We start from the raw sequence: 14,905 nt of genomic DNA on the forward strand, positions 1-14,905 counted from the left end.
CGGTGGCGAAAGTTTTCACAATGGAAACGATCATTGAAGGGTATCGACAGAGCGCCCGACGCCGGGATAGCGTGCCCACACTCACGAGCGTCGATCGATACTGCGCCGTCACCCGAGGAGCGCCATGCCCACGTCACGATCCCCCCGTCTGCGACGCCGAGGTCTGCTCGGCGTACCCGCCCTGGCGGCCGCCGCCCTCGTGGTGGCCGTCCGTCCCGGTACGGCGCACGCCGCGCCGAAGGCCGAGTGCCTCGCCGACCTGCTCCGGGAGCAGTGATGGCCACCATTCCCTGGCTCGTTGACGTGCTGCGGGCCGCCGGCGTGCAGGTGGTGGTCGAGGGCGACTGGCTCAACCGGATGCGCTCCGGCTCGTTCGACCCGATCGGCGTGCTCTGGCACCACACCGCCGCCACGTCCAGCGCCACCAACCCGCACCCGGCGCTGAACATCTGCATCAACGGCCGCTCCGACCTGCCCGGCCCGCTCTGCCAGGCGCTCGTGGACTACCACGGCGTGTTCCACGTGATCTCGGCCGGCCGGTGCAACCACGCCGGCACCAGCGGCGGCAGCGGCCCGATCCCGGCCGGCGACGGCAACACCCTGATGATCGGCTGGGAGATCGACTACAACGGCGTCGACCAGCGGATGACCACCGCCCAGTACAACGCGAGCATCGCGGCCACCGCCGCCGTGCTCAAGCGGCTCGGCCGGGACTCCAGCTACGCCCGGGGGCACCGGGAGACCAGCACCACCGGCAAGATCGACCCGTCCTTCATCGACCTGAACACGATGCGCGCCGACGTGGCCGCCAAGATGGCCGGCGGCGGCACCGGCTGGACGTCGACGGTGGACAACGCCACCGCGGGCCGGTTCACCGCCAGCGCCAACTGGGGCACCTCGACCTACTCCGGGCAGCGCTACGGCGCCGACTACCGGTACGCGGACCCGGTCGCCGCGAGCGACGCCGCCTGGTACAAGTTCAACGTCCCCCGTACCGGCAACTACCGGGTCGACGCGTGGTGGCCGGCGAACGCGGGCTACAACGCGGCCACGCCGTACATCGTCGCCACCACCACCGGCAACCGGACGGTCACCGTCGACCAGCGGGCGACCGGCGGGCAGTGGCGCTCACTCGGCACGTTCACGCTGCCGGCCGGGGACGCCAACCGGGTGGCGGTCAGCCGGTGGAGCTCCGCCGCCGGCCTGGTCATCGCCGACGCGGTCCGGCTGACCGAGGTCTGAATCCGCGGACGCGGCCGGATGGACATCCCACCCGGCCGCATCCGTCCCGGCAGTCAGCGCAGCGAGCGGAAGGCCGCCCGCATCTCCAGCGCGAACAACTCCGGCTGCTCCCAGGCGGCGAAGTGCCCACCCCGGTCCAGCTGGTTGTAGTGGATCAGGTTCGGGTACGCCCGCTCCGCCCAGCTGCGCGGCGCGAGCAGGATCTCGTCCGGGAACTGGCTCACCGCGGCCGGCACCCGGACGCCCTTCGCGGCGAAGAACGACAGCGCGTTCTGCGCGTACAGCCGGGCCGAGGACACGCCGGTGTTGGTCAGCCAGTAGAGCGTGACGTTGTCCAGGATGTCGTCGCGGCTCAGGCCGCCGGGCCGGCCGGCGAAGGCGGCGCAGATCAGATCCAGGCTGGCTGCGTCGTGGTCGAGCATGAACGTCGCCAGCCCGGCCGGCGAGTCGGCGAGCGCCGTCAGCGTCTCCGGGCGGGTCGTCATGATCAGCGCGTACGCGGAGTGCTTCCAGAAGAAGTCGATCCGCTCGCAGGCGGCCCGCTCCTCGTCCGAGAGCCCGGCCGGCAGCTCCGCGAGGGGGTTGTTCACGCCGGTGATGCCGCGTTGCAGCAGCGCGTCGATGTCCGGCGGCACCACGCACGGCATGTTCGTGTGGATGCCGGCCAGCTCCGGCGGCGCCTGCACGCCGAGCATGTCGGTGATCAGCGCGCCCCAGTCGCCGCCCTGGGCCACGAACCGGGTGTAACCCAGCCGCCGCATCAGCTCGGTCCAGGCGCGGGCGATGTGCTGCGGGTCCCAGCCGGGCCCGTCCGGCTTGCCGGAGAAGCCGTAGCCGGGCATCGACGGGATCACCAGGTGGAACGCGTCCGAGGCGCGGCCGCCGTGCGCGGTCGGGTCGGTGAGCGGGCCGATGATCTTCAGCTGCTCGATCACCGATCCCGGCCACCCGTGAGTGACGATCAGCGGCAGCGCGTCGTCGTGCCGGGACCGGACGTGGATGAAGTGGATGTCCAGGCCGTCGATCTCGGTGACGAAGTTCGGCAGGTCGTTGAGCCGCGCCTCGACCTTGCGCCAGTCGTACTCGGTCGCCCAGTACCGGGCCAGCGCCTGGCTGGTCTCCAGCGGCACACCCTGGGACTGGTCGTCCACCGTCTGGCGCTCTGGCCACCGGGTGGCCGCGAGCCGGGTCCGCAGGTCCTGCAGGTCCGCCTCCGGCACGTCGACGCGGAACTCGCGGATGTCGGCGCCGGTACGCGTCGGCGTCAGGGTCTTGACGGCCACGGGTTGTCCTCCTCGGGTCGGGTCAGGGACCGAACGTGAAGACGTACGCGCGGAGACCGGGCCGCTCGGCGCGCAGGGTGAGCCGGTGCTCCCCCGGCGGCGCGCCGTCGACCAGCCGGATCATGGCCGCCCGGTCGACGACGACCCGGCTGTCCGGGTCCACGTCGGCGCCGCGCGCGTCAGCGGCCGGTTTCCCGTCCAGCAGCACGCGAACCCCGGCCGGTCCCGCCGGTCCGGGGTCGGCCACCAGGTTCACCTCCCCGGCGGTGAACGGCAGGACCAGTTCGGCGTGGCCGCCCGCGACCTCGACGTACTCGCCCTCGACCCGCCAGTCGCCGGTGAGCGCGTACGTGCCGGGCACGCCCCGCTCGGCGCCGAGATAGGTCTCCGGGGTGATCCCCGCGTACGTGGGCTGCCGGCTCGTCACGAACGCTGTCACCTCCGGGGTGACCGGCGGCAGCGCGGTCCCGGGCGCGGCGGACTCGACCAGCCGCCGGATCTCCGTCTCGGTGCGGTCGTAGCCGCCCTCGCCGACCCAGCGGTCGGCCAGCCGCCCGTCGGCGTCGAAGAGGTACCGCGCGGGCCAGGCGTCGTTGCGCAGCGCGCGCCAGAACGTGTAGTCGTCGTCGATCGCGATCGGGTAGGTGAGACCGTGGTCGCGGACCGCCCGGTCGATGTTCTCCGCGAGCCGGCCGAAGGCGAACTCCGGCGCGTGCGCGCCGATCACCGTGAGCCCCAGATCCCGGTAGTCGCGGTGCCACGCCCGCACGTACGGGGCGGTGCGGATCCAGTTCACGCAGGTGTACTCCCAGACGTCGACCAGAACCACGCGCCCGCGCAGCTCCTCCGGCGTCAGCGGCGCGGAGTTCACCCACCGGCGGACGTCGATCGGCGGCAGCCGGGTCGCCACGGCAAGGTCGTCACGCGAAGCACCGGTCATGCGGGACCCCTTCCTCGGCGGACCGTCGGCGGTTACCCGGACGGCACGGTTTCGAACGGCCGCCCGAGGCAGGTGCGCGGGCGTTTGCCCGCCGCCCGGCGGGGTAGGACGCTGCGCCACCCGAGGGCGGGCCGTGCCAGGCGGCGTGGGCGGCCGGGACGTCGCGGAGGGTCGATGACGGCTGGACCAGGGCGGGCGCAGGCCCCGCCGGGCGAGGTGGTGGAGCTGCGGGTGCACGGGGTCTCCGCGGGCGGGGCCGCCGAGGTGCTGGGCCGGCCGCTGGTCCGGCAGGTCGCGGGCGACCGCAGCGCCGGCTTTTACCGTCCCCGTCCGGACCTGGCCGACGGGCGCGGCGCGAGCGGAGTGACGCTGGAGGCGTACCAGTGGAACGACCTGCCGTCCGGCACCGCGCTGCGTACCCTCTCGCTGCTGTTCCTGATGCCCTTCATGCTGCTCAACGTGGCCGTGTGGATGCGGCCGGGGGACGCCGTCGGCGGCGCGGTGGTGCGGGCGCTGTGCCGGGTGCTGGGGTTGAGCCTGACCGCGTTGTACGTGCTCGCCGGGGCCGGGGTCGCGCTGGACCTGGTGGCCTGGCAGTGCCTGTCCGTCCCGGCGTGCGTCGCCGACCGGGAGTGGCTGTCCTGGATGGGCGGGCGGCCGGTCGGGCTGCGGCTGGTGGTGCTGGCGCTGGTCCCGGCGGCCGCGGTGAGCCTGGTCTGGTGGGGCTCCCGGCGGCCGGGACGCTCGTTCACCGCGTTCCGGGCGCCGGAGCGGGCGACGGCCGGGCCTCCGCTGAGCACGATCGGCCAGTGGGACACCGAGCCGCTGATGGGCCGGCTGCGTTCGATCCACATCGCGGCGGCCTTCGCCACCCTCGACGGCTGTCTCCTCGCCGCCCGGGCCGCGCAGGGCGTCCCGCCCACGGTGGCGGTGCTGCTGGCGGTCACCGGCGCGGTGCTGCTCGCCTGCCTGGTCCTGGTCTGCGTGCCGCCGCTCGTCGACCGGGCGCCCACCGACCCGCGACGTGACCGGGTCGCCCGGGTGCTGCGCGGCACCGCGATCGGGCTCACCGTCGTGGTGGCCGGGTATCTGCTGTTCGCCCCGGCCCGCTGGCGTGCCGGCGGCGGGCTGCCCGGCTACGGCTCGATCCTGACCTGGCTGCTGGTCACGCACGCGGTACTGCTCGGCGGCCTGGCCGCGGTGCTGATCTGGCACCGCCTACGAGTCCGCGGCCACCAGCCGCCGAACGGGCTCGGGGCGCTCGTGGTAGCCGCGGCGGCGGGCGGGCTCGCGGTGGCGTACTCCGCCGAGCTGGTCCAGCGCACCGCCGACCTGCTGGACCGGGGCGTGTCCCCGGCGGACGACATACCGGGCCCGGCGCACGCGTACACCTGGGCGATCTACGGCTTCTTCCGCGCGCTGCTGGTCACCCTGGTGGTCGCGGCAGTGGTGGCGCTGGTGTCCCGGCGCGGCCGGATGCGGGCCGCCGGGGCGATCGTCGAGCGGGACTTCCCGTCGCCGCCGGCCGAGGCGGCGCCCCGGCTGCGGCAGGTCCGGACGATGATCGTGCGGGCCCGGTTCACCGACCTGCTGGTGCCGCTGGCGGTGCTGTTCGCCGTCATGGCCGGACTGGGCGCGGCGACCACCGCGATGGCGCTGGTCCGTCCCGATCCGGGCGAGACGCTGGAGCACCGCACGCACGTCCCGGCGGAGCTGGTCATGTTCGGCATCGAGGTGGGCGGGGTGGCGATCTCGGCGGCGGTGCTGGCCCTCATCCTCGCCGGGATCTTCGCCTACCGCAGTCCCGGGTTCCGGCACCACGTCGGCGTGCTCTTCGACCTGGCCACGTTCTGGCCCCGGGCGGCACACCCGTTCGCACCGCCCTGCTACGCCGAGCGGGCCGTGCCGGAGCTGGCCCGGCGCATCACGTACCTGGTGCACAGCGGCAACGGGGTGCTGCTGTCCGGCTACAGCCACGGCTCGGTGCTCGTCGCCGCCACCGTCCTGCAGCTACCGGCGGAGGTCAGCGCGCGGGTCGCCCTGCTCACCTACAGCTCGCCGCTGCGCCGGCTCTACGCCCGCCTGTTCCCCGCCTACGTCGGCGGCGAGATGCTGCGCGGGATCGGCGGCCGGATCGGCTGGCGCTGGCGCAACCTGTGGCGGGACACCGACGCGCTGGGCGGATGGATCTTCTCCCCGCACCGCCCGGACGAGCCGGCCCGCGTCACCGGCCCGGAGGCAACTGTGGACCGTCGCCTCCGGGATCCGGAGAGCCTGGTCGCCCCGCCCTGGGACAGCGTCCCCCCGCCGATCAAGGGTCACCTCCCGTCGGAGGACGACCCGGCGTACGCCGAGACGGTGCGGGACCTGGCCGGGCGGCTGCGCGCCGCCGAGCCGTGACGCGGGCATGGCTTCACGCGGGCGGGTGCTCCGCCTCGAACCGCTCCCGGGTGAGGAACGCCAGCCTCGCCCGCTTGTCCGGCATGTCGATCTCCTCACCGAGCGTGAAGCCCTCGATGCGCAGGCGGCGCAGCATGGCGTCGTTGCGCACGTCCGGCTCGGCCACCACGCGACGCGCGGCCGGGTCACGCAGCAGGAACCGCATCAGGGCCGGGAAGACCGCGCCGGTCACGCCACGCGGGTACCGCCGGGGCGGGTCGAGCAGCAGGTGCATCCCCACGTCGCCGGGCTGCACCGGGTAACGCTCGCCGACCGGGTCCGCCTCCGGCTGGTACGTCTGGAACAGCCCGATCGGCTCGCCGTCGAGCCGGATCAGGTACGCGTGGTGGGTCTCCAGCCCGTCGACGAACGCGTAGATGTCGCGTACCTGGTCGACGGTGTGCGAGCCCATGCCCCAGAACCGGTTGCGGGGCCGGATCACCCAGCCGTGCAGCAGGCCGGCGTCCCGCTCGGGGCGGAGCGGCTCCAGCGCCAGCGCGCCGAGGCCGGGAATCGACTCCAGGTGGATCACGTCGTCTCGTCTCCCGTCAGTGGGCCGGCGGGCACCGGGATCAGCGTCCCGGCGGCCCAGTGGGTCAGCTGGTCGGCGAAGTGCGGATCGCCGGGGCGCCCGGACGCGCCGAACGGGACGATCCAGCGGCTGGCCGCCCGGTCGGTCAGGTCCCACACGTAGCGGGCCACCGGGCCGCGCCAGCAGGCGTCGGAGACGCCCGGCACGCTGGAGGTGGCCAGCACGCAGTCGGTGTCACCGGCCAGCGCCACCCGCTCCCGCATCGCGGTCACCGCGTCGGTGACCGCCGGGGCGACGCCCAGGTGCACCGGGTGCAGCAGGTGCCGGCTGCCCCACTCACCGGGCGGCGGGCCGGCGGCCACCTCGGCCAGCGCCTCGGCCGCCGGTTCCGCGAGGTCGAACCCGGCCGCGAGGTGATCCAGCGCCAGGCCGATCCGCGCCGCCGGGTCGGTCCAGGGGGCGAACAACTCGTCGAACCCGCACGGCTCGTCGAGCGCACGCAACCTCGGGTGTACGCGCAGCCGCCGGGCCAGCGCCGCCCGCCAGGCCGCGTACGCGCCCGCCTCGGCCGACCCGCCCGCCATCGCGCGGTCCCATCGGCGCAGCCGCCGCAGCAGCGCGCGGGCGGGTTCGTCGAGCCGGCCCGGGTCGAGCCGGTCGAGCAGCCGGTACAGCGGTCCGGCCGGGAGCCGGTCGTCGGTGTGCACTGTGGACGCCTCGGCGCCCTCGGCGAGCAGCGCGCGGATCCGGCGCGCCCGGTGCGGCGGGGCGAAGTCGACGCCGTGCGCTGCGACGTCGTCGCGGCGGTCGTTGGCGCACACCGCCACGCCGTCGACCCTCTCGTCCACCGGCGGCACGTAGTCGCCCCGCCACCGGTAGGCCGGCTCCCAGGCCGGCACCGGCTCCCGGCGGCACCGTTCGTCGCGTACCGGGACCAGGCCGGCGACCAGACGGCGGACGCCGCCCTCGGTGTCGGCGGTGAGCACGCTGTTGACCGGCTCGACCCAGTGGCGCAGCGCGTCGGCGACGTCGGCGGCGCGCCGGGCGCGCAGCAGCGGCAGCAGCGCCTCGAAGCCGAGCCGGGCCTCCACCCGGCTCGGGGCGCGCAGCGCGATGGCCTCGCCGGTGACCCGGTCGTGGTCGATCACCGGCCCGCGCGGCGTCTCGATCACCTCGACCGTCTCCGGGTCGCCGCCGCGGACCTCGATCTCCTCGACGTGACGCGCGACCGGGGTCCAGCCGTCGGCGTCGCGCGCCAGCACCCGGTCGCCGTCGCGGCGCAGCCGCTCGCGGTAGAGGTCCTGGTAGTCGGCCATCGCGTTGGTGACGGCCCAGGCCACGTGCCCGGTGTGGCCGAAGTGCGGCAGGCCCGGCACGCCGGGGAAGGCGAGGCCGACCACGTCGAACTCCGGGCAGGCCAGCCGGACCTGCTGGTAGACGCCGGGCAGTTCGAGCAGCCGGTGCGGGTCGCCGGCGATCAGCGGGCCGCGCCCGGTGGCCGGGTCGGCGGGCAGCGCCCAGGCGTTGCTGCCCGACGACGCCGGTCCTTCCACGGCGAACAGTCCGGCCGCATCGGGGCCGAGCGTGCGGGCCACGTGCGCGTGCCAGAGCTTGTTCGGGAAGGTGGAGAACAGCACGTGCTGGACGAGGAACACGCCGAGCGGTGACCAGGGGCGCCAGGGTTCGGGCGCGGCGCCGGTGGCGGCGAACTCGGGCGCGGCGGCGGCGCCCTCGGCGAGTCCGGCGTTGACCCCGTCCACGTACGCCTCGACCCACCGCCGGGTGTCCGGGTCCAGCCGTTCGTAGCAGCGCCGGGCGGTGTCGTCCAGCCGTACGCGGCGGGCGAACCGGTCCCACGCCAGCTCGGACGGTCCGACGTGGGCGGCCAGGCGGCCCTCGGCACGCCATCGTTCGACGCTGATCTGCCACGCCCGGTCGGTCGCGGCGACACGCCCCTGCAGACGGGCCAGCGCGTCGGCGTCACCGGCCCACAGTTGCGGCACGCCCCACTGATCGCGATCGACGCGCGTCACCGTCTCGGCCCGCCTCGGCGCGCCGGGCGGCGGTTCCGTTCCACAGTCAACTTAGGATAACCTCCCCTAACCGAGGGCGACCTTACCGCGACACGCGGCAGGCGCCAACCGGCGGTAGTTCCAGGACAAAGCGCACCGAGTCGCGCTTGCTAGTTAGGCGAGCCTAACCTAACCTGATCGCCGCGGCTGTGGCCGCACGTCCTGTCCGTACGACCGCTGGGAAGTCGCATGAGTTCGATCGGGAGCCCGACCGGCGCCGCGCCCACCGACACCGGCCGCGCCGCCGCCACGGCCCGCGACCACCTGTTCAACGCCGGCTCGCTCGGGCGGTACCGGGACGTGCTGGCGCGCGGCGTCGACCGGGTCGCCCGGCGGGTCGGCGAGGTGGACACGCCGTTCACCGGCGTCACGCCCGACCAGCTGGCGCCGCTCATCGGCGGCATCGACCTCGACCGGCCGCTCGGCGACACCGACGCCGCCCTGGACGAGCTGCACGACGTGTGGCTACGCGACGCGGTGTGGTTCCACCACCCGCGCTACCTCGCCCACCTCAACTGCCCGGTGGTCATCCCGGCGCTGCTCGGCGAGGCGGTGCTCAGCGCGGTGAACTCCTCACTGGACACCTGGGACCAGAGCACCGGAGCCACCCTGATGGAGCGGCGCCTGATCGAGTGGACGGCCGGGCGGATCGGGCTGGGTCCGACCGCCGACGGGGTGTTCACCAGCGGCGGCACCCAGTCGAACCTCCAGGCCATGCTGCTGGCCCGGGAGGAGGCGTACCGCCGGGCGGTGGGTGGCGCGGCCACCCGGCCGGACCGGCCGCAGGTGCTGTCCCGGCTGCGCGTCATCACCTCCGCGGCCGGGCACTTCAGCGTGCAGAAGGCCGCCAAGCTGCTCGGCCTCGCCGCCGACGCGGTGCTCACCGTACCCACCGACGCGGCCCGCCGGATGCGCGCCGACGAGCTGGCCCGCACTATCGACAACTGCCACCGCGACGGTCAGGTGGTGATGGCAGTGGTCGCCACCGCCGGCACCACCGACTTCGGCAGCATCGACCCGCTGCCCGAGATCGCCGACATCTGCGCCGACGCGGGCGTCTGGATGCACGTCGACGCCGCGTACGGCTGCGGGCTGCTCGTCTCCCCCACCCGCCGCCACCTGCTCGACGGCATCGAGCGGGCCACCTCGGTGACAGTCGACTACCACAAGTCGTTCTTCCAGCCGGTCAGCTCCAGCGCGCTGCTGGTGCGCGACGGCCGGGCGCTGCGCCACGCCACCTGGCACGCCGACTACCTCAACCCGGCCCGCGCCGTCGAGCAGGGCATCCCGAACCAGGTCGACAAGAGCATCCAGACGACGCGGCGGTTCGACGCCTGCAAGCTCTGGCTGACCCTGCGGATCATGGGGCCGGACGCGGTCGGCGAGCTGTTCGACCAGGTCGTCGACCTCGCGGCGCAGGCGTGGCAGCGGCTCGACGCCGACCCGCGCTTCGAGGTGGCCGCACCGTCGCAGCTGAGCACAGTGGTCTTCCGCTACCGGCCGTCCGGCCTCGCCCCCGACCTGGCCGACGAGGCCAACCTGCACGCCCGCGACGCGCTGGCCGCCTCCGGCGCCGCCCTGGTCGCCGGCACCAAGGTCGACGGCGCGCACCACCTGAAGCTCACGCTGCTCAACCCCGAGACCACAGTGGACGACATCGCCCACGTGCTGGACCTCATCGCCGACCACGCCGCCTGGTACGCCCGGACCGCTGCCGCCGAGCTGTCCTGCCCGGTCGGCTGACCCCCGTCGAGGAGAACGAGAACCCCATGTCGACCCACGACTTCATCGCCGTCGGGCTGGGCCCCTACAACCTCGGCCTGGCCTGCCTCACCGCGCCGATCGACGACCTCGACGGGCTGTTCCTGGAGGCCCGCGACAGCTTCGACTGGCATCCCGGCATGCTGCTCGAATCGACCCGGCTCCAGACGCCGTTCATCGCCGACCTGGTCACGCTCGCGGACCCCACCTCGCCGTACTCGTTCCTGAGCTACCTGAAGGAGACCGGGCGGCTCTACCCGTTCTACATCCGGGAGAGCTTCTTCCCGCTGCGCGCCGAGTACAACGACTACTGCCGCTGGGCCGCCGCCAAGCTGCCGAACCTGCGCTTCCGGCACGCCGTCACCGCCGTCGAGTACGACGCGACCGACGACCGGTACGTGGTGCGCGCCGACACGCCGGACGGGCCGGTCACCCACCGGGCCCGGCACCTCGTGCTCGGCACCGGCACCCCGCCGTACCTGCCGCCGGCCTGCGCCGGGCTGGGCGGTGACCTGATCCACAACTCGCGCTACCTGGAACACCGGGAGGCGCTGCGGGCCAAGGACAGCATCACCATCGTCGGCAGCGGCCAGAGCGCCGCCGAGATCTACCACGACCTGCTCGGCGACATCGACACGTACGGCTACCAGCTCACCTGGGTGACCCGCTCGCCCCGGTTCTTCCCGCTGGAGTACACCAAGCTCACGCTGGAGATGACCTCGCCGGACTACGTGGACTACTTCCACGCGCTGCCCGAGCCGACCCGCTACGCGCTGGAGGCCGCGCAGAAGCCGCTGTTCAAGGGCATCAACGCCGACCTGATCAACGACATCTACGACCTGCTGTACGCCAAGAGCCTGCACGGACCGGCGCCCACCCGCCTGCTGACGAACACCGAACTGGTCGAGGCGGCGTACGCCGACGGCCGCTACCGGCTCGGGCTGCGCCACACCGAGCAGGACCGCGCGTTCACGCTGGACACCGCAGGACTGGTGCTGGCCACCGGCTACCACTACCGGGTGCCGGAGTTCCTCGCGCCGGTACGCGACCGGCTGCGCTTCGACGCGCACGGCCGCTTCGACGTGGCCCGCAACTACAGCGTCGACCACACCGGCCGCCGGGTGTTCCTGCAGAACGGGGGCACGCACACGCACAGCATCACCTCGCCGGACCTGGGCATGGGTCCGTACCGCAACTCGTGGCTGATCCGGGAGATGACCGGCCGCGAGCACTACCCGGTGGAGAAGAGCATCGCGTTCCAGGAGTTCGGAGCGCCGGCGTGAGCGCGTTCACCCGCGTCGACGACGCGCTGGGCGAGTTCACGCTGCGCCCGCTGGACCCGGACGCCGACGCCGCGCTGCTGCACCGCTGGGTCACCCATCCCAAGTCCGCGTTCTGGCTGATGCAGGACGCCGACGTGGCCGCCGTCGCCGCCGAGTACCGGCGCATCGCCGACCACCCGCACCACGACGCGTACCTCGGGTCGTGGCGCGGCACCCCGGCGTTCCTGGCCGAACGGTACGACCCGGCGCACGTCGAGCTGGTCGGCCTGTACGACCCGGAGCCCGGCGACGTGGGCATGCACTTCCTCTGCGCGCCCGCCGACACGCCGGTGCACGGCTTCACCCGCGCCGTCATCACCACGGTGATGGCCTGGCTGTTCGCCGACCCAGCGACCCGCCGCGTGGTGGTGGAACCCGACGTGCGCAACACGGCGGTGCACGCGCTCAACGCGGCCGTCGGCTTCACCGTCGTCGGCCCGATCCGCAAGCCCGAGAAGGAGGCGCTGCTCAGCGTCTGCACCCGGGACCAGTTCCGGGCCGCCACCGGCGCGCCCGCAGGCGAGGAAGGGGCACCGGCGTGAACGCCAGCGCAGCAGTGGACCACCTGACCCCCGAGGCGTGGGCGACCGCCAACCGGCTGCTGGTGCGCAAGGCGCTCGCCGAGTTCGCCCACGAGCGCCTGATCACCCCCGAGCCCACCGGCCCCGGGCAGTGGCTGGTCCGCAGCGACGACGCCGCCGTCGAGTACCGGTTCGCCGCGCGGCGGCTGGCGTTGGACCACTGGGAGGTCGACGCGGACAGCATCGTGCGCCGCCGCGACGGCGCGGACCTGCCGCCGGACGCCGTGGATCTGTGCGTGGAGCTGCGCGGCGCGCTCGGCCTCACCGACGCGATCCTGCCGGTCTACCTGGAGGAGATCACCTCCACGCTGGCCGGGACCGCGTACAAGCTGGCCAAGCCCGCGGTGAGCGCCGCCGAGCTGGCCGCCGCCGGGTTCCAGGCGATCGAGACCGGCATGACCGAGGGCCACCCCTGCTTCGTGGCCAACAACGGCCGCCTCGGCTTCGGCGTGCACGAGTACCGCGCGTACGCCCCGGAGGCCGCCGCGCCGGTACGGCTGCTCTGGCTCGCCGCGCACCGCGACCACACCACGTTCACCTGCGCCGACGACCTGGACTACGACACGCTGATGCGGGCCGAGCTGGGCGAGGCGACGCTGGCCGGGTTCACCGGCACGCTCACCGGGCTGGGCCTGGACCCGGCCGACTACCTGTTCGTCCCCGTGCACCCGTGGCAGTGGTGGAACAAGCTCGCCGTCACGTTCGCCGGTGAGGTGGCCGCGCGCCGGCTGGTCTGCCTCGGCGAGGGGCCGGACGAATACCTGGCGCAGCAGTCCATCCGCACCTTCTTCAACGTCAGCGACCCGGCGAAGCACTACGTGAAGACCGCGCTGTCGGTGCTGAACATGGGCTTCATGCGTGGGCTGTCCGCCGCGTACATGGAGGCGACGCCGGCGATCAACGACTGGCTGGCCGGGCTGATCGAGGGCGACCCGGTGCTCAAGCGCACCGGCCTGTCGATCATCCGGGAGCGCGCCGCGATCGGTTACCGGCACCGGCAGTACGAGGCGGCCACCGATCGCTATTCGCCGTACCGGAAGATGCTGGCGGCGCTGTGGCGGGAGAGCCCGGTGCCCGGGCTGGAACCCGGGCGGCGGCTGGCCACCATGGCCTCGCTGCTGCACCTGGACCGCGACGGCCGGTCACTGGCCGCGGCGCTGATCGACGAGTCCGGGCTGGCCCCGGCCGACTGGCTGCGCCGCTACCTGGACGCCTACCTGGTGCCGCTGCTGCACAGCCTGTACGCCCACGACCTGGCGTTCATGCCGCACGGCGAGAACGTCATCCTGGTGCTGCGCGACGGCGTCGTCGAGCGGGTCGTGTTCAAGGACATCGCCGAGGAGATCGTGGTGATGGACCCGGACGCGGACCTGCCGGAGCGGGTCCGGCGGATCCGGGCCGCCGTACCCGAGGACGAGAAGATCCTGTCCATCTTCACCGACGTCTTCGACTGCTTCCTGCGGCACCTCAGCGCCACCCTGCACACCCGGGGCGTGCTCGACCAGGCCGAGTTCTGGCGCACCGTCGCCGCGTGCGCCGCCGACTACGCCGCCACGGTGCCGCACCTGGCCGACCGGATGCGCCGGCACGACCTGTTCGCGCCGGAGTTCACGCTGTCCTGCCTCAACCGGCTCCAGCTGCGCAACAACCAGCAGATGGTGGACCTGTCCGACCCGTCGGCCGCGTTGCAGTTCGCCGGCACGCTGGTCAACCCGCTCGCCCCGTACGCGCCGCGCGGATGACGAAGCGGGCCGGCGCGTCGTGCGCCGGCCCGCTCCCGCGAGACGATCAGTTCTCCGCGCGACCGGCCCGCCAGTAGCCCATGAACGCCACCGCGCGCCGGTCCACGCCCCGCTCGGTGACCAGGTGCCGCCGCAGGCCGCGGATCACCGCCGCCTCCCCGGCCAGCCAGGCGTAGAGCGCCGCGCCGTCGGGCCGCTCCGGCACCTCCCAGAGGATGTCCCGGTCCACGTCCACCTCGGCCAGCGGCGCGGCGCCCGCCGCGACAGGTACCGGCACCAGCCGGCCGGCCAGGCTCGTCACGGCCGGGGTGAGCCGGCTGCCGTGCGGGGCGCCGTCGCGGGGCAGCCAGGTCACCGTGACGCCGGCCGGGGGCCGGCAGGGCAGCTCGTCGCCGGTCTCCGGCACCTCCACCAGCGCGTGCCCGCGCGCGTCGGCGGGCAGCCGCTCCAGGATCGCGCAGATCGCCGGCGCGGCGGTCTCGTCGCCGGCCAGCAGCAGCGTCGCCCCGGCGGGCGGCTGGAACTCGACACCGCCGTGCGGGCCGTCCCAGCCGGCGTCCGGGCCGACCACGGCGATCCGGTCGCCGAGGCGGGCCCGCCGGGCCCAGCGGGTGGCCGGGCCGCCGTCGCCGTGCAGCGCCATGTCCACGTCCACCTCGTACGCCTCCGGCCGGACCGCGCGGACCGTGTAGGTGCGGATCGGGCTGCGCAGCGCGTCCGGCAGCTCACGCCACCGCGGGAACCAGTCCGGCCCGTCGGGCAGCTCCCCCGACGCGCCGTCGACCGGCGGCAGGGCCAGCTTGATCCGCTGGTCGTACCCGTTGTCGGCGAACCGGTCCAGGTCCGGGCCGGTGAGCGTCACGCGCAGGAACGACGGGCCGAGCCGGCGTAGCGCGCGGACCTCGACGGTGAAGACTCGCCAGGGCGCGACGGCCAGGGTGCTGGTCATGCGTCATTCCTCTCACGTGCGCGGGGTGGTTCGTCGGCGAAC

Annotated in this window: 12 protein-coding genes; 7 read left to right on the forward strand and 5 right to left on the reverse strand. The window is 74.0% G+C overall.

Annotated elements, in window-relative coordinates; all coding sequences use genetic code 11:
- Positions 1 to 124: 124 nt before the first annotated feature.
- Both PVK74_RS08670 and PVK74_RS08675 read left to right on the forward strand, forming a co-directional pair.
- Entirely contained in the window at positions 125 to 277 is a 153-nt protein-coding gene (locus PVK74_RS08670; protein ID WP_166456009.1) for a hypothetical protein, read from the forward strand.
- The gene (locus tag PVK74_RS08675; protein ID WP_030499177.1) at positions 277 to 1,242 is read left to right on the forward strand and encodes a golvesin C-terminal-like domain-containing protein; all 966 of its coding nucleotides are present in this window, start codon (positions 277 to 279) and stop codon (positions 1,240 to 1,242) included. Before PVK74_RS08670 ends, PVK74_RS08675 begins: the two co-directional genes overlap by 1 nt.
- Before the next feature lie 53 nt (positions 1,243 to 1,295).
- On the opposite strand, the gene PVK74_RS08680 is transcribed toward PVK74_RS08675, so the two are convergent.
- Together PVK74_RS08680 and PVK74_RS08685 are read right to left on the reverse strand one after the other, a co-directional pair.
- Positions 1,296 to 2,525, reverse strand: coding sequence for an epoxide hydrolase family protein (locus PVK74_RS08680; protein ID WP_274478767.1), 1,230 nt, complete (start codon positions 2,523 to 2,525; stop codon positions 1,296 to 1,298).
- Positions 2,526 to 2,547: 22 nt separating this feature from the next.
- Positions 2,548 to 3,465, reverse strand: a complete 918-nt coding sequence (locus PVK74_RS08685) for a thioredoxin family protein (protein ID WP_113972942.1) — start codon at positions 3,463 to 3,465, stop codon at positions 2,548 to 2,550.
- A 174-nt stretch (positions 3,466 to 3,639) separates the two neighbouring features.
- On the opposite strand from PVK74_RS08685, the gene PVK74_RS08690 reads away from it, so the two are divergent.
- Positions 3,640 to 5,865 (forward strand): hypothetical protein, encoded by a 2,226-nt coding sequence (locus PVK74_RS08690; RefSeq protein ID WP_043323352.1) that lies wholly within the window; start codon positions 3,640 to 3,642, stop codon positions 5,863 to 5,865.
- Between the two features lie 13 nt (positions 5,866 to 5,878).
- On the opposite strand, the gene PVK74_RS08695 is transcribed toward PVK74_RS08690, so the two are convergent.
- Together PVK74_RS08695 and PVK74_RS08700 are read right to left on the reverse strand one after the other, a co-directional pair.
- Positions 5,879 to 6,436 carry a GNAT family N-acetyltransferase gene (locus tag PVK74_RS08695; protein ID WP_274478769.1) on the reverse strand — a complete coding sequence of 186 codons (558 nt, stop codon included), beginning with the start codon at positions 6,434 to 6,436 and terminating at the stop codon, positions 5,879 to 5,881.
- On the reverse strand, positions 6,433 to 8,469 hold the full coding sequence (locus PVK74_RS08700; protein WP_274478770.1) for a penicillin acylase family protein: 2,037 nt from the start codon (positions 8,467 to 8,469) through the stop codon (positions 6,433 to 6,435). Before PVK74_RS08700 ends, PVK74_RS08695 begins: the two co-directional genes overlap by 4 nt.
- A 228-nt stretch (positions 8,470 to 8,697) precedes the next feature.
- On the opposite strand from PVK74_RS08700, the gene PVK74_RS08705 reads away from it, so the two are divergent.
- Genes PVK74_RS08705 through PVK74_RS08720 form a run of 4 tightly spaced genes read left to right on the forward strand, consistent with a single transcriptional unit; the run spans position 8,698 to position 13,914 of the window.
- On the forward strand, positions 8,698 to 10,251 hold the full coding sequence (locus PVK74_RS08705; protein ID WP_069088450.1) for a pyridoxal phosphate-dependent decarboxylase family protein: 1,554 nt from the start codon (positions 8,698 to 8,700) through the stop codon (positions 10,249 to 10,251).
- A 26-nt stretch (positions 10,252 to 10,277) separates the two neighbouring features.
- Positions 10,278 to 11,552 carry a lysine N(6)-hydroxylase/L-ornithine N(5)-oxygenase family protein gene (locus tag PVK74_RS08710; protein WP_210882560.1) on the forward strand — a complete coding sequence of 425 codons (1,275 nt, stop codon included), beginning with the start codon at positions 10,278 to 10,280 and terminating at the stop codon, positions 11,550 to 11,552.
- Positions 11,549 to 12,133, forward strand: a complete 585-nt coding sequence (locus PVK74_RS08715) for a GNAT family N-acetyltransferase (RefSeq protein WP_113972947.1) — start codon at positions 11,549 to 11,551, stop codon at positions 12,131 to 12,133. The genes PVK74_RS08710 and PVK74_RS08715 overlap by 4 nt, the downstream gene beginning before the upstream one ends.
- Positions 12,130 to 13,914 (forward strand): IucA/IucC family protein, encoded by a 1,785-nt coding sequence (locus tag PVK74_RS08720; RefSeq protein WP_064445629.1) that lies wholly within the window; start codon positions 12,130 to 12,132, stop codon positions 13,912 to 13,914. Before PVK74_RS08715 ends, PVK74_RS08720 begins: the two co-directional genes overlap by 4 nt.
- A 46-nt stretch (positions 13,915 to 13,960) precedes the next feature.
- Here the strand turns inward: PVK74_RS08720 and PVK74_RS08725 are convergent, their stop codons facing one another.
- Entirely contained in the window at positions 13,961 to 14,863 is a 903-nt protein-coding gene (locus PVK74_RS08725) for a siderophore-interacting protein (RefSeq protein ID WP_274478771.1), read from the reverse strand.
- Positions 14,864 to 14,905 lie beyond the last annotated feature (42 nt).

It is taken from the genome of Micromonospora chalcea, assembly GCF_028768405.1.
In the GTDB taxonomy this organism is placed as follows: domain Bacteria; phylum Actinomycetota; class Actinomycetes; order Mycobacteriales; family Micromonosporaceae; genus Micromonospora; species Micromonospora chalcea.